Origin of the sequence: Caballeronia zhejiangensis, assembly GCF_022879815.1 — a bacterium.
Taxonomy (GTDB): domain Bacteria; phylum Pseudomonadota; class Gammaproteobacteria; order Burkholderiales; family Burkholderiaceae; genus Caballeronia; species Caballeronia zhejiangensis.
In genome coordinates, this window is record NZ_CP084284.1 from 599,945 (window position 1) to 623,748 (window position 23,804).

The following is a 23,804-nucleotide window of genomic DNA, read 5'->3' on the forward strand; positions in this document are numbered from 1 at the left end:
GGAAAACGACATGACGACGCCACGTCTTGAACTGAGACACGCCAGCAAATCGTTCGGCCGCGTGCGCGCGCTCGGCGACGGCAGCCTGCAACTCTTTCCCGGCGAAGTGCACGCGCTGCTCGGCGAAAACGGCGCGGGCAAATCGACGCTCGTGAAGTTGCTCGCGGGCGTCTATCAGCCGGATGCGGGTGAGTTGCTCGTCGAAGGCGAGGCGCGCCGCTTCGCGAATCCGGCGCAAGCGCGCGATGCGGGCATCGCCGTGATCTATCAGGAGCCGACGCTTTTCGCCGATCTTTCCATCGCCGAGAACATTTACATGGGCCGCCAGCCGCGCGATCGCTTCGGGCGCATTCGCTACGACGAGATGCATCGCGAAGTCGATGCGTTGCTCGCGTCGCTCGGCGTGAATCTGCGCGCGCAACGGCTCGTGCGCGGATTGTCGATCGCGGATCAGCAAGTCGTGGAAATCGCGAAGGCGCTGTCGCTCGACGCGAACGTGCTCATCATGGACGAGCCGACGGCCGCGCTTTCGCTGCCCGAAGTCGAGCGGCTCTTCGCGATCGTGCGTGCGTTGCGCGAGCGCGATGCCGCGATTCTCTTCATCACGCATCGTCTCGATGAAGTGTTCGCGCTGACGCAGCGCATGACGATCATGCGCGACGGCATGAAGGTCCACGACGCGCTCACCGAGAACATGAACATCGATGCGATCGTGAGCAAAATGGTCGGCCGCGATCTCGACACGTTCTATCCGAAAGCCGATGTCGCGCCCGGCGACGTGCGTCTTTCGGTGCGCAATCTCACGCGCGAAGGCGTGTTCAAGAACGTGTCCTTCGATGTGCGCGCGGGCGAGATCGTCGCGCTCGCGGGACTCGTCGGCGCGGGACGAAGCGAAGTGGCGCGCGCGATCTTCGGCATCGATCCGGTCGATGGCGGCGAGGTGAAGATCGCCGGCAAGAAGCTCGCGCTTGGGCATCCGGCGGCGGCGGTGCGCGCCGGGCTCGCGCTGGTGCCGGAAGATCGTCGCGCGCAAGGGCTCGCGCTGGAGTTGAGCATTGCGCGCAACGCATCGCTGACGGTGCTCGGCCGATTGATGCGCCACGGGCTCATCACGGCGAGAAGCGAATCGACGCTCGCCGCCGACTGGGGCAAGCGCCTGCGTCTGAAGGCCAGCGATCTCGATGCGCCCGTCGGCACGCTGTCGGGCGGCAATCAGCAGAAGGTCGTGCTCGGCAAATGGCTCGCGACGAATCCGAAGGTGCTCATCATCGACGAACCGACGCGTGGCATCGACGTGGGCGCGAAAGCGGAGGTGTATCGCACGCTCGCCGAACTCGTCAGAGAAGGCATGGCCGTGCTGATGATTTCCAGCGAGCTGCCCGAAGTGCTCGGCATGGCCGATCGCGTGCTCGTGATGCACGAAGGCCGCATCAGCGCCGATATCGCGCGCGCCGAGGCGAACGAAGAACGCGTAATGAGCGCTGCGCTGGGCGCATCGCCTGCCGTTTTGGGGCACGCAGCATGATGACTCGACATACATCTTCACTCCCCGCGATGCACGCCGCCGATACGAAGCGCGAAAGCCTCGCGGTCACGATCGCGAAGAGCCGCGAGCTGACGCTCTTCATCGTGCTGCTCGTGCTGATCGGCGCGACCGCCGCGGTGAAGCCCGATTTCCTGAACCTGCAGAACCTGCGCGACGTGCTGCTCAACGTGTCGATCATCGGCCTGCTGACGGCGGGCATGACGATCGTGATGCTGATGCGGCATATCGATCTGTCGGTGGCGTCGGTCGTCGGCGTGAGCGCGTATGGCGTCGGCAGCCTCTTCGTCATGTTCCCGCACATGCCGGTGATCGTGGCGATGTTCGCGGGCATCGGCATCGGCTTCGTGATCGGCGCGGTGAACGGCGCGCTCGTCACGTTCGGGCGCGTGCCGTCGCTCGTCGCGACGCTCTCGACGCTCTATATCGTGCGCGGCGCGGATTACGCGTGGGTCCACGGCGGCCAGATCAACGCGACGAGCCTGCCCGACGCATTCGCGTCCATCGCGACGGGCTCGCTTATCGGCGTGCCGAATCTCGTGCTGATCGCGCTCGTCGTGCTGATCGCGCTGTCGGTGTATCTGAAGCAGTATCGCGGCGGGCGCGAGCATTATGCGATCGGCTCGAATCCCGAGGCCGCGCGTCTTGCGGGCATACGCGTGGATCGCCGCGTGATGATCGGCTTCCTGCTTTCCGGCGCGATCGCGGGGCTCGCGGGCGTGCTGTGGCTCGCGCGTTTCGGCACCGTCGATGCCAGCACGGCGAAGGGCATCGAACTGCAAGTCGTCGCCGCGGCGGTCGTGGGCAGCGTCGCGATCACGGGTGGCGTCGGGACCATCGCCGGCGCGACGCTCGGTGCGCTCGTGCTCGGCGTCATCAACATCGCACTGGTGGTGCTGCGCGTGTCGCCGTTCTGGCAGCAGGCGATTCAAGGCGCGTTGATCGTCGCGGCGATCGCGCTCGATACCTTGCTCGCGCGTTCCGTCGCGCGCCGCATGATGAGGAAACGCGATCATGGCTAAACCCGATTCCGCTCTGTCCACGACGAAACGCCGCTCTCTGCAATGGGAAGCGATGCTCGCGATCGTGCTCGTCGTATCGCTCGTCGCCGGGCGCGTGCTGTCGCCGTTGTTCCTGTCGACGGCGAACATCTCGAACATGCTCGCCGACTTCACCGAGATCGCATTGATCGCGCTGCCAATGACGCTCATCATCGTCGCGGCGGAGATCGATTTGTCGGTGGCGTCGGTGCTCGGCGCATCGAGCGCGCTGATGGGCGTGCTGTGGCACATGGGCTTGCCGATGCCGCTCGTGATCGTCCTCGTGCTCGCGTTCGGCACGCTTGCTGGCCTGCTCAACGGCCTCGTGATCGTGCGCTTCAGTCTGCCATCGCTCGCGGTGACGATCGGCACGCTCGCGCTTTTTCGCGGCCTTGCGTACGTGCTGCTCGGCGATCAGGCGATCGCGGATTTTCCCGCGTCGTACACGGCGTTCGGCATCGATACGGTCGGCGACACCTTCCTGCCGATGCCGTTCGTCCTCGTCATTGCAGGCGCGATCATCTTCACGGTCTTGCTGCAAGCGACGCCTTTCGGCCGCAGCCTCTTCGCGATCGGCGCGAATCCGACGGCCGCGCAATTTTCCGGCATCGATGTGGCGAAGACGAAGCTGAAGCTCTTCATGATGTCCGGCGTGATGGCGGCGCTCGCGGGCATCGTCTACACGCTGCGCTTCACGAGCGCGCGCGGCGACAACGGCGAGGGCTTCGAGCTTTCGGTGATCGCGGCGGTGCTGTTCGGCGGCGTGAGCATCTTCGGCGGACGCGGCTCGATGATCGGCGTGCTGCTGTCGCTCGTCATCATCGGCGTGCTGCGCAATGCGCTGACACTCGCGGACGTATCGAGCGAAACGCTCACCATCGTGACGGGCGCGCTGCTGCTTTCGTCGGTGCTGATCCCGAATCTCGTCGCGCGCTGGCGGGCCGCGCGCGAGAAGCGTCTGATGGCGCAGGCGCTTTGAACGTCGTAATCAACCAGCGCAGCCAATGCGCAATGACAGGAGACATGCCAACATGAATAAACCTCATCGATTCCTGCGCGGGCCGGCGCTGGCGGCGGCCTTTCTCGCGGCGACCGTGGCGCTTTCGGCGAGCGCCGCCGATATCAAGAGCGGCCTGAAGATCGCTTTCCTGCCGAAGCAGATCAACAACCCGTACGAAGTGATCGCCGACGACGGCGGCATGGCCGCGATCAAGGAGCTCAAGGGCGATGGCAAGGTCGTGGGTCCGTCGGATGCGGGCGCGTCGTCGCAGGTGAGCTACATCAACACGCTCATCACGCAGCGGCAGAACGCGATCGTGATCGCGGCGAACGATGCCAACGCGGTCGTGCCGTATCTCAAGAAGGCGATGTCGCAAGGGATCAAGGTCGTGACCTTCGACTCGGACACGGCGCCCGATGGCCGGCAGATCTTCGTCAATCAGGCCGATTCGGAAGCGATCGGGCGCGGACAGATCCAGTTGCTGTCGAAGCTGATCGGCGGCGAGGGCGAATTCGCGATTCTCTCGGCGACGCCCAATGCGACGAATCAGAACACCTGGATCAAGTGGATGCAGGAGGAACTGAAGAAGCCCGAATATTCGAAGATGAAGCTCGTGAAGATCGCGTACGGCAACGACGACGATCAGAAGTCCTTCGTCGAGACGCAGGGCTTGTTGCAGGCTTATCCGAACCTGAAGGGTATCGTCGCGCCGACATCGGTCGGGATCGCGGCGGCGGCGCGCTATATCTCCAGTTCGCCGGCGAAGGGCAAGGTCGTCGTGACGGGCCTCGGCACGCCGAATCAGATGCGCGCGTTCGTGAAGAACGGCACGGTCAAGGCGTTCCAGTTGTGGGATCCGGGTCAACTGGGTTATCTCGCGGCGTTCGCGGCGGCCAATCTCGCATCGGGGACGATCACCGGCAAGGAAGGCGATTCGTTCGAGGCGGGCAAGCTGGGCAAGCGCACGGTCGGCAAGAGCGGGGAAGTGATTCTCGGCCCGCCGACGACCTTCGATGCCGCGAATATCGACAACTTCAATTTCTGACGCGAAGGGCGCGCTTCGAGCCTGAGAGGATGACGAAACGCCCTGCGGGGCGTTTCGTTTTTCAGCGGCTGCCGCGTTGTCGATGCACGAAGGAAAAGCCTTTGCGATCAAAGCGTTGAGGCGATGCTCCCACGGCTATCCACAAGGCTCTCCACAGAAACTGTGGATAGGTTTTTGCTGCGTTGCTACGCCTCCTGTGCGGTCGACCGAACATCTAACTTGTTGAACTAAAAGCGTTTGAGACGAGTGATATACGGCCTAACTTGACCGTACAGTGTTTCCGATACCCGGCCAACCGGGAACATTTTGGGAACAGAAACGATTCAACTCAGTGAGCTTCAACTCACGGACCTGACCGTCGCCGACGATGGCCGGAAGCTGCGCGACAGCAAAAACTGCGCGGGCAAGGTCCGCATAGGGCTTGACGGCAAAATCAGCGTGTCCTTCCGCTATCGCTTCCGATTCGAAGGGGCCGAGAATTAAACAGCCGTGGTACGTGGCCTAAAGTCACCCTCAAGGACATTCGCTTCAAGTTCATCGACGTAAAGGCGCAGATCGGATCCGGGATCAACCCCGCCGCGCAGAAACGCGACGCGCGTGAACAGCAAAACATTGCAGCGATGGCGCGCTCGCGCCTGGTCGCGAACCACTCGTCCGTTTGGCCAGATGTGCGACACGCCTTGGTCGAGCAACGCCAGCGTCTGCGTCGCGCCCGCCACCGCGCGATCTGGGCCATTAGCGTGCCGAATGGAGATACGTGTGTCTCGGCGAGTCCTCCATCGACTTCCGAATGCGGAATCCATCGCTAGGGCATTCGGACATATCCGATAGCGCCCTCAATCTACAGGACATACGATCACTGTCCGGGGCTCTATGTCAGCCACTTTCTGATGGAATTCGTGTTGTCGGTTGTCGCCGAAGCGGCGTAAGCACCGAAGAATGGCCAAAGCGCAAACCGGCTCATTAAGCGCCATCGGGCACACAACGGTCGATGGCATCGGGCACGGCATCGGCAGGTGATGGTGGACACCGCCAGTTACACCCGCTTTACGCAACGTCTTGCCGCCGTGACCCCTATCCTCCGACACTGCGGTTCAATCACGCCCCGCAGACATCACTTAGAAAAGGAAATCTCATGTCGATTGGGGAGAAGCATACGACGGGCGAAGGCGGTATTGGCTCAGTCTTTGGCCGTCTGACGGACAGCCTGCGCGAAGCCATCTTCGTCGAAAATCCCAAAGGCGACGCCGGCAGTTCCAATCCAAACGTCACCCCAAACCAACCAACCGCAGCGACACAAGCGGCAGCGTCTGCGGCTGATAACCCTATGACGCCTCGGCTGCACGAAGCCGTGATGAGCCGCGCGACGGGGTTTCGTCAACTCGCAACCAACATGCAGGCGCTCGAAAAGGTCATCCCCGACGAAACCTCGCGCCTGAGAGCGGCCTTCGCTGTGCTCCAGCAAAGTGGCGGCTCAATACCCAACCTGCTGCAGGACATCGACCTGCACGCGCGTGACCTCGAGACACAAAGCCTGCGCTTTCGCGAGGAATCCGACCGCGAACGCAAACAACGAGTCGGTCAGCGGGAGAAAAGTCTCGAAGATGCCAAATCGTTAATCGACGCCGCGCAATTGGAAGTGAACCGGCAGCAGGAAATTATCGACGCCCAGCAGAAAAAGATAACTCATCTGAAGGTCGAGATTCAAAACCAGACAGCCGAACTCGACCGCGCTAGCGAGCAGTTCTCAGCAGCCGTCGAGCACGAAAAGAACTGGCTCGCCGCGCAAAGCAAAAACGTCAAGGCGTTAGCCACCGACTAATTCGTTTCAACCCAACACCGCTGCAGGAGCATTATGGACAAGGGCAACCTCTCACCCCAGGGTTTCACGCCCAAAACGTTCTGGGAGCGCCCGGAAGGAACGATGGGCATGGTGGTGGCCGCGCTGCTTGGTGTGGGCGGCATCACCGTGCTGTACAAGCTGCTTCCGTACCTGGTGTCCATCGCGACCAATACGCTAACTCTCGTCTTGACGTGTGTGGCGCTGGCCGCCATTCTTTATGTCGTGTTCGACCCGCGCTTCCGGACGCTGATCGCATACGCGTACAAGAGCCTAATGCGCTGGATCACTGGTCTTCTCATTGAAATCGATCCAATCGGCATCCTGAAGAACTACATCAGCGATTTGCGCAAGAGCAAATCCGTGATGGATGCGCGCATCAGCGATCTCAATGGCGTCATCCAACGTCTCAAGAACATCATCAAGAAGAACGAATGCGAGGCGCAGCAGGCGCTAAAAATCGCGCAGCAGGCGCAGAAAGTCGGTAACAACCAACAACTACTATTGCAATCACGTCAGCATGGTCGATTGGAGAAGGCCAACATGACCTATCTTGACCTTGAACAGAAATCCCAGTTTCTGTTCAACGTGCTGACGCGCTACCAGGATTACGCCGGAACCATGATCGCCGACATGGAGGAAGAGGTACGTGTGGAAACGGAGCGGCGGGAAATGACGCGTTCCGCCCACGGCGCCATGAGTGCAGCCATGCGCATCCTCAGGGGGCAGGACGCAGGGCGCGACATGTACAACGCATCCATGGAGTACCTGGCTGTCGACTATGCGAGCAAGATCGGCCAGATCGAAGACTTCGTCCGCGTGTCCGAATCCTTCGTCTCGGGCATGGACCTGGAGAACGGTGTGTTCGAAGCCGACGCGATGAAGAAGCTCGAGGAGTGGGAGCGCAACAGCAACAACCTGTTAATGGATCAGGACACCGTCGCCTCGCTCAATCCGGGCCGCGCGTCGAGCGCCGCCGCTTCCAGCCAGGAAGTGCGATTTCTGGAGTCACTTCCACCGGAGTCTTGACGCATGACTGTCTCAAGCGCCAAGGCCGTTCTTTGAAATTTTTCCGCCTGATCCAATCGATGACGCTGGTAATGGCGTATCGCAAGAGAACGGTCGAACGCGCGCTCTTTGCGTCGATGCACCGCGACCGGACCAGTCATTCAACGACTTGAACAATACTCAGCCATGAAGCTCAAACCACTTCCCAAATTCATCCTCATTGCCGCCATCGTCGGTGCTCTAGGCTACGGCGTCACCGTGGCAAATCAGAACGGCTGGCTGGGCACTTCGAAACTGCCCTCGAGCACGACGGTAACGGCGGACGTTCCCACGGGCGCGCTGCCGAACAGTCCCTCCGACCGGAGCGGAATGCCGACAAGCGGCTCGAACGTCTCGAGCTACGACCTCGGTGCGTCAAGCATGAACCGCCCCGTCCGCCTGCTTACCATTCCGTGGAACGCCACCTCCGCGCTGATGTACGCCAACGGCGATGCGGAAACCACGCCGAACAGTCTGCTGGGCCAGCGCGGCGTCAAGCTTCTTATCGAACGGCAGGACGACTACGGCCGGATGACCGAGGAAATGGCGAGCTTTGCCAAGGACTATAAGGGAGGCACTGCCAACCCGAGCAATGGCACGCCGATGGTGATCATCATGGGCGATGGTGTGCCGGCCTTCATTGCGGCGACCGACGATGTACTGAGCAAGTTCGGTCAGTCCGCCGAAGTGGTCGGTGCGGTCGGCTACTCGCGTGGCGAAGACCGCTGCATGCTTCCACCGGACGTTCGTTCGGATCCACAGAAAGCCCGGGGCTCACTGATTGGCGCCGTGCTGCGCGACGGTGATTGGAACATCTGCGTCAAGTGGGCGGGCGATAACGGCATCCCCGTCAATCCGAACGAACAGACCTACGACCCGGATGCCATGAACTTCGTCGCCACCTCAAGCTTCGCCGAGGCCGATGAAAAGTACATTTCCGGGTATTGCGAAGAGCGTACGGTCACGCAAGGTGGCAAACGCACCGCAGAAAAGCGTCGCGTCTGTCAGAACGGCACGGCAACCTGGACGCCGGGTGACGTCAAGGTCGCCATGAACCGAGGTGGCCTGGTGTCAGTGGCATCGACCAAGGAATACATGTGGCAGATGCCGTCCACGCTCATCGTGAACAAACAATGGGCCGAGAGGAATCCGGATGTCGTCAGCAACATATTGGCGGCCACGTTCGATGCTTCCGACCGCATCAAGGGCGCGCTTGGCCGCGGCGACGACTCAGAGCTCCTCAAGGGTTCGGCCGTGCTGGTGAAAGTACACAAGGAACAGACGCCGCAGTGGTGGGCCAAGTATTTCAAGGGCGTCACTGAACGCGACAAGCAGGGCCTCATGGTCGACCTAGGCGGGTCCACCACGAACAACCTGGCGGACAACCAGTTTCTGTTCGGCCTGAACGGCAACGATTCGGTCTATAAGCGTGTCTACGAAGTGTATGGCGGCATCAGCAAGAAGCTCTATCCCGACATCATGCCGAACCTGGTTCCCTACGCGCAGGCGGTGAACACCGCGTACTTGCAGCGCGTCGCGGAAGCCACCAAACCGAGCGCCCCGGTCACTACGGCCGACATGCCCACGTTCCGCCAGGATGCGGTGGTACAGCGAACGGTGACGCAAAAATCCTGGTCCATCGAATTCGATACGGGAAAGGCCTCGTTTAAACCGCAAGCTATTCCTGTCCTGGAGGAACTGCTGAACCAGATTTCCGTGTCCGGCCTGTCCGTGGTTATCACCGGCAATACGGACAACGTGGGCGACAGCAGCGCCAATCTGCAGTTGTCGCGCAAGCGCGCCGAAGCCGTGCAGACCTGGTTGCAGATGAATGCACCCAGCAGTTTCCCGCAAGGCCGTATCCGCGTGCGCGCCTACGGCGATGCGCAGCCGGTGGCTGACAACGCAACGGCCGAGGGCCGCGCTAAGAATCGCCGAGTCGATATCAGCATGGTTCAGACAGGCACCTGATCTTTTCATTTGTGGATGTTTCAAAGAACGGGCGCATACGCGCCCGTTCCTTTAGGAGATTTGATGAGAGCACTTTGGACTCCCTATGTGTGGTTCAGTCGTCGCAGTATCGTTGTCCTTATCGGCGTACAAGTAGCCGTTACGCTGGGGATTTGGCTGTCGCTGAGAGCCACGTGGCTGCCTTCTCCGGTTGGCATCATCGAGGCTTGGCGGCAGCTCATCGTCAACCAAGGCCTTCTGCCGAACCTGCTTGAAAGCATCCGCACCAGCCTGATTTCATTGGTTGCCGCGGGACTATTGTCGACGCTCATCGTCTTTCTTTCGACCGCGCCCTTGTTTTGGCCCTTCGCCAAATTCATGGCTGCGCTGCGCTTTCTCGGTTTCGCCGGCCTCACCTACATCTTCACGCTGCTCACGAAGAACGGTGACGACCTGAAGGTGGGCCTGCTCACCTTCGGCATGACCGTATTCATGACCACCAGCTTGATGGCCGAGGTGAAGGCCATCCCGCAATCCAGCATCGACCATTGCCGCACCCTGGACATGCACGGCTGGCGCATTTCCTATGAGCTGGTGCTGCGAGGCAAGCTCGACACAATCCTTGATCTCGTCAGGCAAAACGCGGCCGTCGGCTGGACGCTGCTGACCATGGTAGAAGGCTTGGTGCGTTCCTCGGGCGGCGTGGGCGTGATGCTGCTCAACCAGAACCGCTACTTCAACCTCGACGGCGTCTTCGCGATTCAGATCACTATCCTTCTGTACGGCCTTCTGCAGGACTGGTTCTTGGGCTGGGTGCGTCAAGCCGTATGTCCCTATTTGGCCACCGAATAAACCGACCGCAAGCAGAGAGTTCCTACGCCATGTCCGACACCGTTGCCGATTACAGCTACACCCGCTCTGAATGCCTCATGTCCATCGAGAACCTCGGCGTTCACTACGACAGGCCAATTCTTCGTGACATCAATCTCAAGATCTACGATATCGTTCGCCCGAACCTGACCCAAGGTCAGGTGGTGACGATCCTGGGCCCGTCTGGCATTGGAAAAACTCAGCTGTTGCGCTGCATTGCGGGGCTACAGTCACCAGCGACCGGTACCGTCAGCATCCAAGCCGAACACGGCGACAAGCACGTGCACGCCGGCGACGTGGGTATGGTCGGCCAGCACTATCCCCTGTTCAACCACCGGACTGTGGTGGACAACCTGTTGATCGCCGCCAAGCGGGCGAACAAGACGCGAGAGGCCGTCGACCATTACCTGGGTGATTTCAAGCTGGCCGATCAGGCCTCCAAATATCCAATGCAACTTTCCGGTGGGCAGCGCCAACGCGTCGCCATTATTCAGCAGTTGCTAAACCGCTCGCGCTTCCTAGTCATGGACGAACCGTTCTCGGGCCTGGATCCGCAAGCGAAGCAGATGGTCTGCGATACGCTGCTGACTGTGTCGCAAAAACACGAATGGAGCACAACCATTGTAATTTCGCACGACATCGATGCGGCCATATACATCTCAGACACCATTTGCGTACTTGGACGAACCCGTGATGGCCAAGGTCAGCCCCTTCCTGGCGCCACCATCGTGGACCGCTACGATCTGATGGAGATGGGCCTGGCTTGGCGGCCCGACAAGCAAAAGCTTCTTCAGTTTGCGACGCTGCGCGAGAACATCATAGATCGGTTCAAGACACTGCTTTAACTCAGGCCTGAATCGCGCGCCGGGAGCTCGGGTGAACAGCCCGGCGCAGGGGCGGGGCGAACGTTGGACGCTTCTCGATGTTGGGGCGCCTACCGCCCCTTTCAATGCATTTCTAACGCGGCTCGCGTGGCATCAGCACCGGTTCGTTACCAAATCCGAGTGATTCAGGCGGTTACGTACGGCCTACCGGGATGTCTGCGGGTGTGTGCCCGAAACTGTGGACAACCGCACACATTCATTTGATCCCCTGGCCGCCGCGCATCACCTGCACGGCGGTCGCCGATTCGAACCGCGCGTGCACCATATCCCCGGATTTCAACCCGGCGAGCGGCACATCCGGCGCGGCTTGCAGCGTCACCGTCTTGTTCGGCCCGCGCAGCGTGATGCGCCGGTTCTTCGCATCGACGCGCTCGATCGTCCCGATCACCTCGACGACGCGCGCCTCCGCCGCCACGCCCCCCGACGCGGGAATCAACGCGTCCGTGTCGATGCGCTCGCGGATGCCGTTCGACTTCACCTTCGTCGCGCTCACGAGCACCGCGCTGCGATATTCGATGTTCACGATATCGCCGAGCTGAAGTTTCTTCACATCGCCGACTTCGGGATTCACCGCCACTTCGACGACGCGCCCGCCCGGACCCTGCAGCGACACGCTGTTCGTCGTCGGATCGATGCCGACCACGCGCGCCTGCACCTGCGCGATGGCCGCCGCGCCGCGCGTCGTCGGGGCGGACGCGGCATCGTCGGCGGATGCGCTTCCGATCGCGCCGAGAGCGAGCGCCACGCAGGCGGCGAGAATCCTGACCGAACGATGCGAAGCTTGAGATGACGAGCGGAACATGCCGTGCCTCCTTATGTTCGTGTTGCTTCAGTCAACTTGCGGAACGCGCTCAGCGGCGCGACTTCGACAGCAAATGTCCGAGCCCGAGGTTCGTCGCGATCTGCCAGATATAGACGCGCGAGTAACGCACGCCGTAGCGCCGCTCGATCAGTTCGCGCAGACGCGCATTGGTCCACGTATCGCTCTCGAAACCATGCGCGCGCGCGGGCCCACGCAGCGCGGCGGCGATCCAGTCGAGCGCCTCGCGATCCAGCACCGACGCGCGCCCGCCCACGCCCATCTTGCCGAGCGCGTCGAGGCCGCCTTCGTCGACGATCGCCTTGTAACGCCGCACCGTTTGCAAGGAAAGATGCAGCGCCTCGGCCACCGCCTCGACCGACGCGCCACCGAGCAGCATGCGTCCGGCCGTCATGCGCCGCACGACGCTCGGCAGTGTGTCGGGACGGGAGAGCATGGCGCGCGCCGCTCGATCGTTAGGATTACTTCGGTTGACCGGGACGTCAGGCGCCACTGTGCGAACCCGAGCCGGTGCCTCGCGCGCGTTCCTGTGTCGGTCGATGCCGGCGAGCGGCGGGTGCAACGTTGCGGCGTCCGTATGCGTTCATGCGTGCCCCCTGGTCGAATGGAGACGGCGGGACTTGATCGGGCGTGCTTGACGTCAGGCCGATGCGTGGCTCGAATAGGAGCCGACTTACAGAGAAGTATCAATAAACGTTTTCAGGCTCGATGGGCAACCATCGGCGAAAATTTTTTGGGCTTGATAAATCCCTGTGAATTGCCTATGAACGCTGCCTATGAGCAGCGAAAACGCGACCGGCGAGCGCGCTGGGCGCAATGTACCGGGTCTGCGTTTCAAAGGACGCGCGCGAACCGCCGCCAGCGAGGCGCGGCCTGCCTCGGCAATGTGCCGACGACGCTCAAACGCGATAAAACTCGATGTCCTGCCCGGCGTGCACCGCACGCTTGAGCCACTCGGGCATATCGCCGATGCCGTCCCACGTATCGCCGCTCGCGTTTCGGAATATCGGCGCCCCGGCATCCGACGAATGCGGTATCAGGGGCAATTGCGGCATCGGCCGCTTTGCCTTGGGTGCGCCATGAGTTCCGTTGGTCTTGGTGAAGGAGGGCGGCGGCGGATTCTCCGCCGGCGCTTCGGCCAATGCTTCGGCCAACGCTCTTTCCGAAATGCCGAACTCAGCCATTCGGCTGCGCAAATACGCAATGATGCTGTCTCGCTTTCTTTCGTCCACGGCTTTCCTGATTCAGCTTTTTGATTTTCAGAGGACGAACCGAAACCCCGCGCGGACCGGGGCGGTTCGATGACTTGAATATATGTGTTTTATGAAGCGTGACGCAGCGCATGGCACGCGTCAATTAGTGTATTACCGCACGCCTATTAATTCGCGCGATGACTCTGCCTTTAATGTGTGCATTGCCACCAATGCGAACGTTCGCCCGCCCGAGCATCGCCGTGACGGACGCGCGAACGGGAAGCGCGCGGAACGTCACGTGGGGAGCCACGAACCGATGGCGAAACCGCTCCGCCAATTCCGCATGGCGGCCGAAACCTCGCTAACTCTATTGTATGCTGCCGATGGCAACTATTAAAACGTTTTAACGACTGTGTTGTTCCCCAGGTAATTCGGCACCGTGCGCGCGAATGGCGGCAATCAGCTCCGCGGGCGTAATTTCATAACGCACTTCGCGGTGAATGCCGGGTTTGCGCTCGTCGATTTCAATCAGCAGTACGGCTTTGCCGTCCGCTGCCGGTTCGAGGCGCAGCGAACGCACTTCCTGTCCGCTGGCATCGTCGTATTCCGTCAGGAGCGTCATGGCGCCAGTGGCGGCGCTTCTCGGCATCGACATTCTTCCTCCCGTCTTGCGACGTCGTTGTTGTTGTGTCGCCGCGCCGAACACCGGCATGCACGAATATCGGGCGCGCCATGCGGAGTTTCAACTTGGCAAGTGAAGCGGACGCGAAGGATGGCGCGGCCCGCGCCGTCCTCCGGTATCTCATTATTGCCTGTCAAAAGCGCGCGCGTAAAGCGGGAGACCCGTCGAAGCCTTGCGACCCCTAATTTTCTCTGCTCAGGCCGATGGTTCAGGCGCTCGCGCCGATCGCGTCGCGCGCCTGGCTCGTGAGCTCGAACGAGCGCAGACGCGCCTTGTGATCGAAGATCTGCGCGGTGACGATCAGCTCGTCGGCCTGCGTCTGATCGATGACCGAGCGCAGCCCGGCTTCGACATCGGCGGGCGCGCCGACGACCGAACACGCGAGCGAATGCTCGACGCCCGCGCGCTCGGCGTCGCTCCACGCGATCGACTCGACCGGCGGCGGCAATTGTCCGGGCGTGCCGCGCCGCAGATTGATGAACTGCTGCTGCAGCGACGTGAAGTGAAAGCGTGCTTCATCGGCGGTATCGGCGGCGAACACGTTCACGCCGACCATCGCGTAGGGCTTTTGCAGCGTCGCGGAAGGGCGGAATTGCTTGCGATAGACCTCGAGCGCGGTCAGCAGATAATCCGGCGCGAAATGCGACGCGAACGCGAACGGCAGCCCGAGCGCGGCCGCGAGTTGCGCCGAGAACAGCGACGAGCCGAGCAGCCAGATCGGCACGTTCAGGCCGGCGCCGGGCACCGCGCGCACGCGCTGGCCTTCGACCGGATCGGCGAAGTAGCGCTGCAATTCGACGACGTCATCGGGAAACGATTCGGCGCTGCCGTGCAGGTCGCGGCGCAGCGCTCGCGCCGTGGTCTGGTCGGTGCCGGGTGCGCGTCCGAGTCCGAGATCGATGCGTCCCGGAAACAGCGAAGCCAGCGTGCCGAACTGCTCGGCGATCACGAGCGGCGCGTGATTCGGCAGCATGATGCCGCCCGAGCCGACGCGAATCGTCTTCGTGCCCGCCGCGATATGGCCGATCACGACGGCGGTCGCCGCGCTGGCGATGCCCGTCATGTTGTGGTGCTCGGCGAGCCAGTAGCGCAGATAACCCCAGCGCTCGGCGTGCTGGGCGAGATCGAGCGAATGGGCGAAGGCGTCGGCCGGCGTCGAGCCGAGCGGAACCGGGGAAAGGTCGAGTAGCGAGAAGGGGATCATTGCGGCTTTCCGAAAGCGTGACGGATCGCGATGCATCCGGCATCGCGCTGGTTTCACGCGCTGAAAAGACCGATTGTGCCGAAAGTCCGCGGAATCTGCCGGAATGCACCGTGGGGCGAAGTGTCAGGCGAGGCGAGGATAGCCGCGCTCGATGGCCTCGCGCTCGTAGTCGAGAATGGCCGCGTAGTCCGTCTGTGTGCGTCTGACGATGCCTTTGAGCCTCAGCCGTGCGGCGAGCGCGGGGTCGTCCGCGAGTGCATCGGCGAGGGCGTCGAGGATTGCGTCGATGGAATCCGGCGGCACGCGCAGCGACGCGATGAACGGCAGCGCGCTCGCGCTGGCGGTCACGTCGAGCACGCGCACGCCCGCCGTCAATTCGGGCAGATGCGCCTGCGCAAACGCGAACGTGACGCAGTCGATCGCGGCGATGTCAGCGCGCGCTTCGGCGATTGCGGCGAGCGACGCGAGATGCGCGCCGGTTTTCGTCACCGACGCGAAAAAGCGCCCGTCGTTCGCGTAAGGAGCGACGGCGTGTCGGAAAAGGTTCATGCCGCTGTTGGAATCGTCGTCGTTGTAGGCTGCGTGCAGGTTTCGGCAGTCTTCGACCGATTGCGCGCCGACACGCGCCCCGATGACGATCACGCTGCGATAAGCGCCGGTTTCGCAGCCGGGCGCGTTGAAATCGGGCGCGCCTACGACTTGCACGCGATTCGCGAGCGCATGCACGAGCGGATAGCCGCAGGTTTGCGACAACAACACGTCGTCGCGCAGCCAGAACGCGGTGAGATCCGCACCGGGATCGACGATCTCGAGCGTATCGCCGCGTGCGCGTAGCCAGTCCGCGAGCTGCTCGCGGACACGTTCGAGCAGCGTGCGCCAATCCGCGGCGAGCGCGGGCGCGACGTTGTACATCGGCAGGGCGGCGATCCAGTGCATGACGCGAATCGTACCGTGGGAGGCGTCAGCTCGCGAGACGCGCGGGTTCGCGGCGCGCGTCGCGGCGTCGATCGGCAGATGCGTCCGGCGCGGCGAGCGGATGCACCGGTTCAGCAGCCTGCGCGAACGCGTGACGGCTCGCCCATTCGCCGTATCCGCGCACGACGAAACCGCCGTTGCTCGCGCGATAGGCATCGCGCCGCCGCGCATAGATCCGCCCGAGCGCGAACCACGGCACGCCCGGCAGATCGTGATGCACGGCGTGAAAGTTATTGTTGAGAAAGAGCAGTCGCCACGGCCACGCAGCCTCGTTGACGACCGTGCGTTCGCTATGGCTCTCCGCCGCGCGATGCTCCTGAAACGAGCGAATCGACGCCAGCGCGAGCGACGCATAGCCGACACCGAACACGAAGGCGCGCCACGGAATGCCGCATCGCGTGTCGAGCCAGCTCGCGAGCAGCACGAGCGACGCGAGATGCACGATCCAGCTCGCGACGATTTTCCAGCGCCGCTCGACGACGGCCTGCGCCGCCTCGCGCCACGATGCCGCGATCGAGAACCACGGCCCGACGAGCATCCGGCCCGCGAAGGTATTGCGCGCGGCGAGCGCGGCGCGCAGGACGGGACCCGCGCTCGCCCACTGTTCGGGCGTCACGTAATAGCTCTCGGGATCGCGTCCCGGCTCGGTCAGATGCGCGTCGTCGTGATGCCGCAGATGCGACTCGCGATACACCTCATACGGAAACCATACCGCGAGCGGGGCGATGCCGATAAGCATGTTGACGAGCGGCCAGCGCGTCGGATGACCGTGCATCAGCTCGTGCTGCAGGGACATATACCAGCACGACAGCACCGCGAGCAGCGCGACGGCCGGAACCAGCCCGATCGCGCGCGCGTTGAGCGCGACGCCGAACCATCCGCCGTAGATCGCGACGGCGACCGCCCACGTCGGCCATTCGCTGCGCCAGCGCCAGGTTTCGCGCTGGCGTTGGAGTTCCTGGCGTTGGGCGTCGTCGAGATAGCGGGGCATGGCGGACGTCGAAAATGGCGAAGGGCCATGGTAGCGGCGCGTCGCACGCCTCCCAACCAAGGAATCCGGCTAAGGATTTCGCATTCGACGCAATATGCATCCGATTTTTGACCATGCATCGGCGCACGTTATGCTTTGTCCCTTCATCCTCGCAAGCGCGCGCATATGTCCGAACCGATCGAGCCCGCTTCCGCGCCGCATCAGGCGCATCGCAACCTGCCGCGCAAATCCGCGCGGCTCATCGGCGGGCTGATCGCGTTCAACGTGCTCGCATGGCTCTGGGCGTTGGTCGCGTTCCGTCACTATCCGCTGCTGCTCGGCACGTCGTTGCTCGCGTATTCGCTCGGGCTGCGCCATGCGGTCGATGCCGACCATATCGCCGCCATCGACAACGTCACGCGCAAGCTGATGCACGAAGGCAAGCGGCCGCACTTCGCCGGCTTCTTCTTTTCGCTCGGACATTCGACGATCGTCATCGCCGCCACCGCGCTCATCGCCGCGACGGCGATGGCCGTGCACGGCCGGTTCGCCGAGTACCGCGAGATCGGCGGAATCATCGGCACGTCGGTGTCGTCGCTCTTTTTGTTCGCGATCGCGGCGATGAACCTGTTCGTGCTGCGCGGCGTATGGCGCGCGTTCCGTCGCGTGCGGCGCGGCGAAACCTGCCGCGACGACGACATAGACATGCTCACGGTCGGCGGCGGTCCGCTTGCGCGCATCGCCCGTCCGCTTTTCAGGCTGATCGGCAAGAGCTGGCACATGTATCCGCTCGGCTTTCTGTTCGGCCTCGGCTTCGACACGGCGACCGAAATCGGGTTGATGGGCATCGCGGCGGCCGAAGCGGCGCGCGGCATGCCGGTGTGGTCGATTCTCGTGTTCCCGATGCTGTTCACGGCGGGCATGTCGCTCATCGACACCGCCGACAGCCTGCTGATGACCGGCGCCTACGGCTGGGCCTTCATGAAGCCGATCCGCAAGCTCTACTACAACCTCACCGTGACGCTCGTCTCGGTGCTGATTGCCGTGCTGATCGGCGGCATCGAGGCGCTCGGGCTGATCGCGGACCGGCTGCGGCTGAAGGGCGGACTGTGGGACGTGGCAGCGTCGCTCTCCGAGCACTTCGGGATGCTCGGCTACGGCATCGTCGCGCTGTTCGCGGCGTGCTGGATCGTCTCCGCGCTCATCTACAAGTGGCGCGGTTACGAATCGCTCGACGGCGGGGTCGCCAGATAATCAACGGGCATTCTTCCTGCTTCGTGGATGCGCCAGCCGCTCATCCACATTTCGCATCGAGCGGCGTTCAGGGAGAAAGAACATGAACGACCCGCAAGCGGGGGCCGACTCGCCGCATCTCGACAGCGCCGAGCAGGAGCAAGCCGCCGAGCATTCCGCACCGCATCCGCTCGTCATCCACGAGATCGTGCGCGAGGAAGGCGAAGTCGCGATGGAGCGCACCTTCGCGGCGCTGATGTGGTCGGCGCTCGCCGCCGGCCTGTCGATGGGATTCTCCTTTCTCGTCCAGTCGATTCTCGAAAGCGCGCTGCCGGAGGCCCGCTGGACGGGACTCGTATCGAGCTTCGGCTACACGATCGGCTTCGTCTTCGTGATCCTCGGACGTCAGCAGCTCTTCACCGAAAGCACGCTGACGGCGGTGCTGCCGGTCCTTACGCGGCGCGATTTGTCGACGTTGTTCAAGGCGCTGCGCCTTTGGGCGATCGTGCTTTTCTTCAACCTGGTCGGCACGACGATCTTCGCCGCGATCCTGCAGATTCGCGGCGTCTTTTCGCCGGAAGTGAGCGAGGCGCTCGCCAAGGTCGCGATGACGCCGCTTTCCGCGGATTTCGGCGTGACCGTCGTTCGCGGCGTGTTTTCCGGCTGGTTGATCGCGCTGATGGTATGGCTGCTGCCGAGCGCGCGCTCGGGGCGGCTCCTCACGATCCTGCTCGTGACCTACACCGTCGCTGTGAGCAAGCTCACGCACGTCATCGCCGGATCGGTCGAAGCGGCCTACGCGGTGATGATCGGCGCGGCGGACATCTCCGACTACTTCTTCGTGTTCCTCGTGCCGACGTTCATCGGCAATGTGATTGGCGGCGTGTCGCTCGTCGCGATCGTCAATCACGCGGCGATCGCGCCAGAGATCACGAGCGCGCCGCAGCGGCATCGCGACTAAGCGCGCATCATTTGTTGTTGCCCGCGCCCGTGCCGTAAAGGCCGTTGTTGAAGCCGGTGCTGCCCTCGGCCTTGTGCTTCTTGTCGGCGGTCGCGGCGCGGCCCTGCGCGGCATCCTTCGATTGCGGTTTCTGCGATTCGACCAGCGGCGAGCCCGATGGATTCGCGCGCGAGCTCGAATCCGACTGACGGCTTTCCTGTCGCTCCGACCCGCCGCCGTTCGTGATCTGCGCGACGCCGACCGTGCTGAACGTCGCGATGAGACTGGCGACGATCGCGTTCGCGAGCATCGGCGAGGGCCGGCGCGATGCGCCCGCGCGGTCGTGAAAGAAAGTGGACATGGCGATTCCCGGCATGATCGAAAGACTAGCTTTCGAGCATGAACGGTGCCTGACGCGGCAAAGCGGCGCGTTGAAACGCGCGTGCCGTGAATCGTCGGAAGTTCAAAGGACCGTTGCACGCCCGCTTCGTCGCGAGACGCGGGCGCGAACGAGGGATTCGCGCCGCAGCGCGAGCGGCGAAAGCGGTTCTTAGGCCGCTTTCGCCCAAAGCCTGTTGGTCGATCTTTTACGGCTGCCGGAGCCGTCGCGCGGACCGCTGTCGACTGTGTCGAGCGCGACGCGCAACGCTTCGATGCGTTGCTTCTGCGCCGGCACGAGCGCGTAACCCTTGACCACGGCGGCGAGCCGCTCCCGCCAGTATTCGACGTTGAGCGTGCCGGAAGACTGCTTGTGCATCGTGCGAAGTTGCGCGAGTGCGCGCTCGATGTGCTGAAGCTCGACGTCAGCCAACGCCGAGGGCAAGAGACTGCCCTTGGTCTCGTTTTTCTTCTTCATTATTTGGTCTTCCTCTCGGCCATACGACGGCTTGTCCCGACATCGGACACGCGCGCCGTTGAGGCACCCCGTTCACCCGCGCATATTTTTGTGGCTAAGCGGGTGGCCCTTGCTCTTTTCTTCGGATGACCGATCGTTGCCTGTCTCGGCGATTTCGATCGTTAACAAAAATGTACGCAACGCGGACCTGATGGCTCCGTCTGTCATCGCACATTGGTGTGAGAGCAACGCGGGGATTTCGATGTTGCGTCGCGCAAGGGCGACGCAGGCCGATCATTCGTCGTTCGCGGACGGCGTTTTTGCCGTGCGTTTGCCGCTGCGGCCAATCTGTTCTTCCATCGCGAGATCGAGCTTGCTGGCCTTGCGCGGCTTGGCCGGATCGCGGGCGTTGACGAACGCGACGAAGTCGTCCATCGGCATCGGCTCGGAGATTTTCTTCGTGCCTTCGGGCGCGCGCTCGGCGAGATAGAAGTAGCCGCCCGGCATCGAGATGGCCGCGTAATTCGCGTTGCCGCTGCGCGTCTTGAGCCGTTCGACGGCGCTGATGGCTTTGGTCGAGCGCATGGTCCTGTCTGCTTATTTCTGAGGTTCGTCGTGAGCGGTGGCGTCCGCCGGCGCGCATTTCTTGCCCGCGCCTTCGATCCACATGTTCGACGGATGACGCTGCCCCGGATAGTACCGGTACGTGGTCTCGCCGTTGTCGTAGCGGACCTTGATGACGTTGGAATCGCCGAATTCGAGCATCACGCCTTGCGGGATGGACGTCTGCTTGTATTGGGCGTCGTGCTTTTTCGCTTCGGCGGCGATGCACTGCACGATGCCGTTCACCTTGTTTTCCGTCGACGATTTCTCGACTTCGGGTTGTCCTGCATCTTCGTTATGAAACTGGGCGCAGGCGGCGAAAAGCACAGGCAACGCGAGCGCCGCGGCGAGTTTTTTCATGGTCTTTCCCGTTTGATCTTCTGGTGCCGAACACGACATTAGAGCACAAGCCCTTGACAGTCCGGTCACGCTGCAGCAAGGCCCGCGCCCGCGTGCGCCGCGCTTCATGCGTCGGGCGGCACGCCGAGCAGCGGCAGCGTCGCGCCGACGATGCCCGAGAACACCGGCCCCGCGACCGTTCCGCCGTAATAGGTGCCCCCCGTGGGCTCGTCGATCATCACGGCGACGATCACGCGCGGATCGCTCATCGGCGCGATGCCGACGAACGACGCGCGGTACTTGTTCGCCGCATACGAGCGTCCGACCTGCTTGCGCGCCGTGCCCGTCTTGCCGCCGACGCGATAGCCTTCCACCGCCGCCGCGCGGCCCGTGCCGTGGTCGCCGGTCGCGTTTTCGAGCATGTTGCGCACGGCCTTCGCGGTCGCGGGCTTCGTCACCTGCACGGCGTCGCGGCGCGTTTCGCCGTGAATCAGCGTGGCGGGATAAAAGCGTCCGTCGCCGGCGTACGCCGTGTAGATCTGCGCGATCTGCACGAGCGACAGCGATAAACCGTAGCCATACGCCATCGTCGCCTGTTCGATCGGCTTCCAGCGCTCGGGCGCGCGCAGGCGGCCGGTCGCGGCGCCCGGAAACGTCAGCTCGGGCGCGCGGCCGATGCCGTATTCGCGGTACTTGTCCCAGATCGTCTGCGCGGGAATCTGCAGCGCGAGCTTCGTGAGCGCGACGTTGCTCGACATCTGCACCGCCTCGGACACGGTGATGACGCCGTGATTCGACGTGTCGTGAATCACGTTCGGGCCGAGCTTGAACGTGCCCGGCGATGTGTCGATGCGCGTTTCGGGCCGCACGCGGCCGAGATCGATCGATAGCGCGGCGACGAGCGGCTTGATCGTCGAGCCGGGCTCGAAGGTGTCCGTGAGCGCGCGGTTGCGCAACTGCTCGCCGGTGAGGCGCGAGCGATCGTTCGGATCGAAACTCGGATAGTTGGCGAGCGCGAGCACTTCGCCGTTCTTCGCATCCAGCACGACGACGCTGCCCGCGCGCGCCTTGTGCTTCGCGATCGCCGCCTTGAGTTGCGAATGCGCGAGTTGCTGGATGCGCCGGTCGATCGTCAACTGAATGGTTTCGCCGTTCTGCGGCATGGCCGGCTCGCCGATCTGCGAGACCACGCGCCCGAGCCGGTCGCGGATCACTTCGCGCTGGCCGGCCGCGCCCGTCAGACGCGCGTCGGCGGCCAGCTCGACGCCTTCCTGCCCGTGATCCTCGTTATTCGTGAAGCCGACGACGTGCGCCGCCGATTCGCCTTCGGGATAGAAGCGCTTGGTGTCCGGCACGAGCGTAATGCCCGCGCGCCCGATCGTCGCGATGCGCTCGGCGGTTTCCGCTTCCACCTGACGTTTGAGCAGGACGAACGCGCGAGTCCCGTCGATGCGGCGCTGCAGATCCTTCGGCGGCATGTCGAGCAGGCGCGCGATCTCGCCACCGTGATCGCCGTCGAAGAGCTTGGGCGTCGCCCAGACTTCGTAGGTCGCGAGGCTGACGGCGAGCATCGCGCCATTGCGATCGACGATGCGTCCGCGCGTCGCCGAGAGCGCCAGCGTGCGCTGATAGCGCTTCTGGCCTTCGCCGATATAGAACTTGTGGTCGATGACCTGGACCCACAGCGCGCGTCCGGCTAGCGTCAAAAACGCCGCCGTCACCCCGATGACGACGAGCCGCGAGCGCCAGGCCGGCAGCCGGTTTGCGAGCACCGCGCTGCGGTGATGCGTCTGGAAATCGCTGCCGCCGCGCGTCTTCTTCTTGAACATCGTGGTCTTCTGATTAAGCTTGGTTGGGCAGACGGGCGAGGGCGGCGTCGAGTTCGGCGCCATCCGGCAGACGAATGCCGAGTTCGCCTTCGAGCACGCGGCGCAGACTGGCCGTGCCGTCGAGTTCGCGATGATCGCTGCCTTCGCGTTCGTCGTGGATCGAAAAACGCCGGTTGAAAAGGGCGAGGCGCTTGCCCGGCGCGAGACGCGCGGCGAGCAGGTTGTGCAGGAAGATCGACTGCGGATACATCGACACGAAATGATTGGCCATCTCGTAGTCGGCGTCATACTGCGGATCGAGGTCGAAGCGATAGACGTTCGTCCACGCGCCGTTCACGAGCGCCTGCAGGACGTAGCCGGGCGCTTCGCCGGCCCCTTCGAGGCGGAAAGCGCCGTGCGGCGTGATCTGTTCGAGGCCCGTCTGGAGCGCGAGCGGCGCGGAAAGCGTCATGCCGCCGAAGCCGACGTCGGCGAGGAACGCGCCTTCGTCGAGATCGACGAGCAGCAGCATATGCGTGCGCGCAGGCATGTCAGACAGCTCGCGGCCCCACAGGACGCGTCCTGCGAAGCTGCGCACGCGAAAACCGAGCGTCTGAAGTACGCTGCGAAACAGCAGGTTGTGCTCGTAGCAGTAGCCGCCGCGCCGTCCGGCGACGAGCTTGCGCTGGATCGATTCGAGATCGAGCCGGATCGGGCGGCCGATCAGCACGTCGAGATTTTCGAAGGGAATGGCCTGAGGATGCAGCAGATGCAGCGCGCGCAGTGTGTCGAGCGTCGGCGCGGGCCGCACGGATTCCGCGTACCCGATGCGCTCGAAGTAGGCGGCGAGGTCGATGGAAGTGTCGTGTGCGTTCATATGGAGTTCAGGCTTCGTCAAGCTTCGATGTCGCAATGTCCGCGAGTGCTGTCGTCAGGCGCGCATATTTTACGACACGAAAGGTTAAAAATTACAAAATGCATAC

General features: G+C 63.0%; 24 protein-coding genes. 11 read left to right on the forward strand and 13 right to left on the reverse strand.

The window, feature by feature from the left end:
• The first annotated feature begins 10 nt into the window (after positions 1-10).
• The 9 genes from LDZ23_RS17275 to LDZ23_RS17315 all read left to right on the forward strand — a co-directional run bounded on the left by LDZ23_RS17275 (position 11) and on the right by LDZ23_RS17315 (position 11,180).
• Positions 11-1,525: a sugar ABC transporter ATP-binding protein gene (locus LDZ23_RS17275; RefSeq protein ID WP_008353538.1), complete on the forward strand. Its 1,515-nt coding sequence runs from the start codon at positions 11-13 to the stop codon at positions 1,523-1,525.
• Entirely contained in the window at positions 1,525-2,565 is a 1,041-nt protein-coding gene (locus tag LDZ23_RS17280) for an ABC transporter permease (RefSeq protein ID WP_033536151.1), read from the forward strand. Before LDZ23_RS17275 ends, LDZ23_RS17280 begins: the two co-directional genes overlap by 1 nt.
• Positions 2,558-3,562 carry an ABC transporter permease gene (locus LDZ23_RS17285; protein WP_008353535.1) on the forward strand — a complete coding sequence of 335 codons (1,005 nt, stop codon included), beginning with the start codon at positions 2,558-2,560 and terminating at the stop codon, positions 3,560-3,562. Before LDZ23_RS17280 ends, LDZ23_RS17285 begins: the two co-directional genes overlap by 8 nt.
• Positions 3,563-3,614: 52 nt before the next feature.
• The gene (gene rhaS, locus LDZ23_RS17290) at positions 3,615-4,628 is read left to right on the forward strand and encodes a rhamnose ABC transporter substrate-binding protein (RefSeq protein WP_008353534.1); all 1,014 of its coding nucleotides are present in this window, start codon (positions 3,615-3,617) and stop codon (positions 4,626-4,628) included.
• 1,135 nt (positions 4,629-5,763) lie between these two features.
• Complete coding sequence (locus LDZ23_RS17295) at positions 5,764-6,450, forward strand: hypothetical protein (protein ID WP_008353533.1); 687 nt, start codon at positions 5,764-5,766, stop codon at positions 6,448-6,450.
• Positions 6,451-6,483: 33 nt separating this feature from the next.
• Positions 6,484-7,497 (forward strand): COX15/CtaA family protein, encoded by a 1,014-nt coding sequence (locus LDZ23_RS17300; protein ID WP_008353532.1) that lies wholly within the window; start codon positions 6,484-6,486, stop codon positions 7,495-7,497.
• A gap of 165 nt (positions 7,498-7,662) precedes the next feature.
• A complete protein-coding gene (locus tag LDZ23_RS17305; protein WP_008353531.1) occupies positions 7,663-9,486 on the forward strand; it encodes an OmpA family protein in 1,824 nt (607 codons plus the stop codon).
• A 63-nt stretch (positions 9,487-9,549) separates the two neighbouring features.
• Positions 9,550-10,317, forward strand: a complete 768-nt coding sequence (locus tag LDZ23_RS17310; RefSeq protein WP_008353530.1) for an ABC transporter permease — start codon at positions 9,550-9,552, stop codon at positions 10,315-10,317.
• A 29-nt stretch (positions 10,318-10,346) separates the two neighbouring features.
• The gene (locus tag LDZ23_RS17315) at positions 10,347-11,180 is read left to right on the forward strand and encodes an ABC transporter ATP-binding protein (protein WP_008353529.1); all 834 of its coding nucleotides are present in this window, start codon (positions 10,347-10,349) and stop codon (positions 11,178-11,180) included.
• Between the two features lie 235 nt (positions 11,181-11,415).
• On the opposite strand, the gene LDZ23_RS17320 is transcribed toward LDZ23_RS17315, so the two are convergent.
• The 7 genes from LDZ23_RS17320 to LDZ23_RS17350 all read right to left on the reverse strand — a co-directional run bounded on the left by LDZ23_RS17320 (position 11,416) and on the right by LDZ23_RS17350 (position 17,084).
• Positions 11,416-12,021 carry a copper-binding protein gene (locus LDZ23_RS17320; protein WP_008353527.1) on the reverse strand — a complete coding sequence of 202 codons (606 nt, stop codon included), beginning with the start codon at positions 12,019-12,021 and terminating at the stop codon, positions 11,416-11,418.
• Between the two features lie 49 nt (positions 12,022-12,070).
• The gene (locus tag LDZ23_RS17325) at positions 12,071-12,475 is read right to left on the reverse strand and encodes a helix-turn-helix domain-containing protein (RefSeq protein ID WP_008353526.1); all 405 of its coding nucleotides are present in this window, start codon (positions 12,473-12,475) and stop codon (positions 12,071-12,073) included.
• A 463-nt stretch (positions 12,476-12,938) separates the two neighbouring features.
• On the reverse strand, positions 12,939-13,271 hold the full coding sequence (locus LDZ23_RS17330; RefSeq protein ID WP_008353524.1) for an H-NS family nucleoid-associated regulatory protein: 333 nt from the start codon (positions 13,269-13,271) through the stop codon (positions 12,939-12,941).
• A gap of 364 nt (positions 13,272-13,635) precedes the next feature.
• Positions 13,636-13,881 (reverse strand): hypothetical protein, encoded by a 246-nt coding sequence (locus LDZ23_RS17335; RefSeq protein ID WP_008353523.1) that lies wholly within the window; start codon positions 13,879-13,881, stop codon positions 13,636-13,638.
• A gap of 241 nt (positions 13,882-14,122) precedes the next feature.
• On the reverse strand, positions 14,123-15,118 hold the full coding sequence (locus LDZ23_RS17340; protein WP_008353522.1) for an LLM class flavin-dependent oxidoreductase: 996 nt from the start codon (positions 15,116-15,118) through the stop codon (positions 14,123-14,125).
• A gap of 123 nt (positions 15,119-15,241) precedes the next feature.
• Entirely contained in the window at positions 15,242-16,054 is an 813-nt protein-coding gene (locus tag LDZ23_RS17345) for a phosphate/phosphite/phosphonate ABC transporter substrate-binding protein (RefSeq protein WP_008353521.1), read from the reverse strand.
• 25 nt (positions 16,055-16,079) lie between these two features.
• Positions 16,080-17,084, reverse strand: coding sequence for a fatty acid desaturase (locus LDZ23_RS17350; RefSeq protein ID WP_008353520.1), 1,005 nt, complete (start codon positions 17,082-17,084; stop codon positions 16,080-16,082).
• Positions 17,085-17,249: 165 nt separating this feature from the next.
• Here LDZ23_RS17350 and LDZ23_RS17355 point away from each other — a divergent pair, with 165 nt between their 5' ends.
• Together LDZ23_RS17355 and LDZ23_RS17360 are read left to right on the forward strand one after the other, a co-directional pair.
• A complete protein-coding gene (locus tag LDZ23_RS17355; RefSeq protein WP_008353519.1) occupies positions 17,250-18,317 on the forward strand; it encodes a HoxN/HupN/NixA family nickel/cobalt transporter in 1,068 nt (355 codons plus the stop codon).
• Positions 18,318-18,399: 82 nt separating this feature from the next.
• Positions 18,400-19,257, forward strand: coding sequence for a formate/nitrite transporter family protein (locus tag LDZ23_RS17360; RefSeq protein ID WP_008353518.1), 858 nt, complete (start codon positions 18,400-18,402; stop codon positions 19,255-19,257).
• 7 nt (positions 19,258-19,264) lie between these two features.
• Here LDZ23_RS17360 and LDZ23_RS17365 read toward each other — a convergent pair whose 3' ends face one another.
• From LDZ23_RS17365 to LDZ23_RS17390, 6 genes are all read right to left on the reverse strand, one after another.
• Positions 19,265-19,597, reverse strand: coding sequence for a hypothetical protein (locus LDZ23_RS17365; RefSeq protein ID WP_008353516.1), 333 nt, complete (start codon positions 19,595-19,597; stop codon positions 19,265-19,267).
• 189 nt (positions 19,598-19,786) lie between these two features.
• Positions 19,787-20,092, reverse strand: a complete 306-nt coding sequence (locus tag LDZ23_RS17370) for a hypothetical protein (protein WP_008353512.1) — start codon at positions 20,090-20,092, stop codon at positions 19,787-19,789.
• Positions 20,093-20,365: 273 nt separating this feature from the next.
• Positions 20,366-20,656, reverse strand: a complete 291-nt coding sequence (locus LDZ23_RS17375) for a hypothetical protein (protein ID WP_034471787.1) — start codon at positions 20,654-20,656, stop codon at positions 20,366-20,368.
• Between the two features lie 12 nt (positions 20,657-20,668).
• Positions 20,669-21,034 carry a hypothetical protein gene (locus LDZ23_RS17380; protein ID WP_008353509.1) on the reverse strand — a complete coding sequence of 122 codons (366 nt, stop codon included), beginning with the start codon at positions 21,032-21,034 and terminating at the stop codon, positions 20,669-20,671.
• A 104-nt stretch (positions 21,035-21,138) separates the two neighbouring features.
• Complete coding sequence (locus LDZ23_RS17385; protein ID WP_008353508.1) at positions 21,139-22,842, reverse strand: peptidoglycan D,D-transpeptidase FtsI family protein; 1,704 nt, start codon at positions 22,840-22,842, stop codon at positions 21,139-21,141.
• Between the two features lie 13 nt (positions 22,843-22,855).
• Complete coding sequence (locus tag LDZ23_RS17390; protein ID WP_008353507.1) at positions 22,856-23,698, reverse strand: arylamine N-acetyltransferase family protein; 843 nt, start codon at positions 23,696-23,698, stop codon at positions 22,856-22,858.
• Positions 23,699-23,804: the final 106 nt, after the last annotated feature.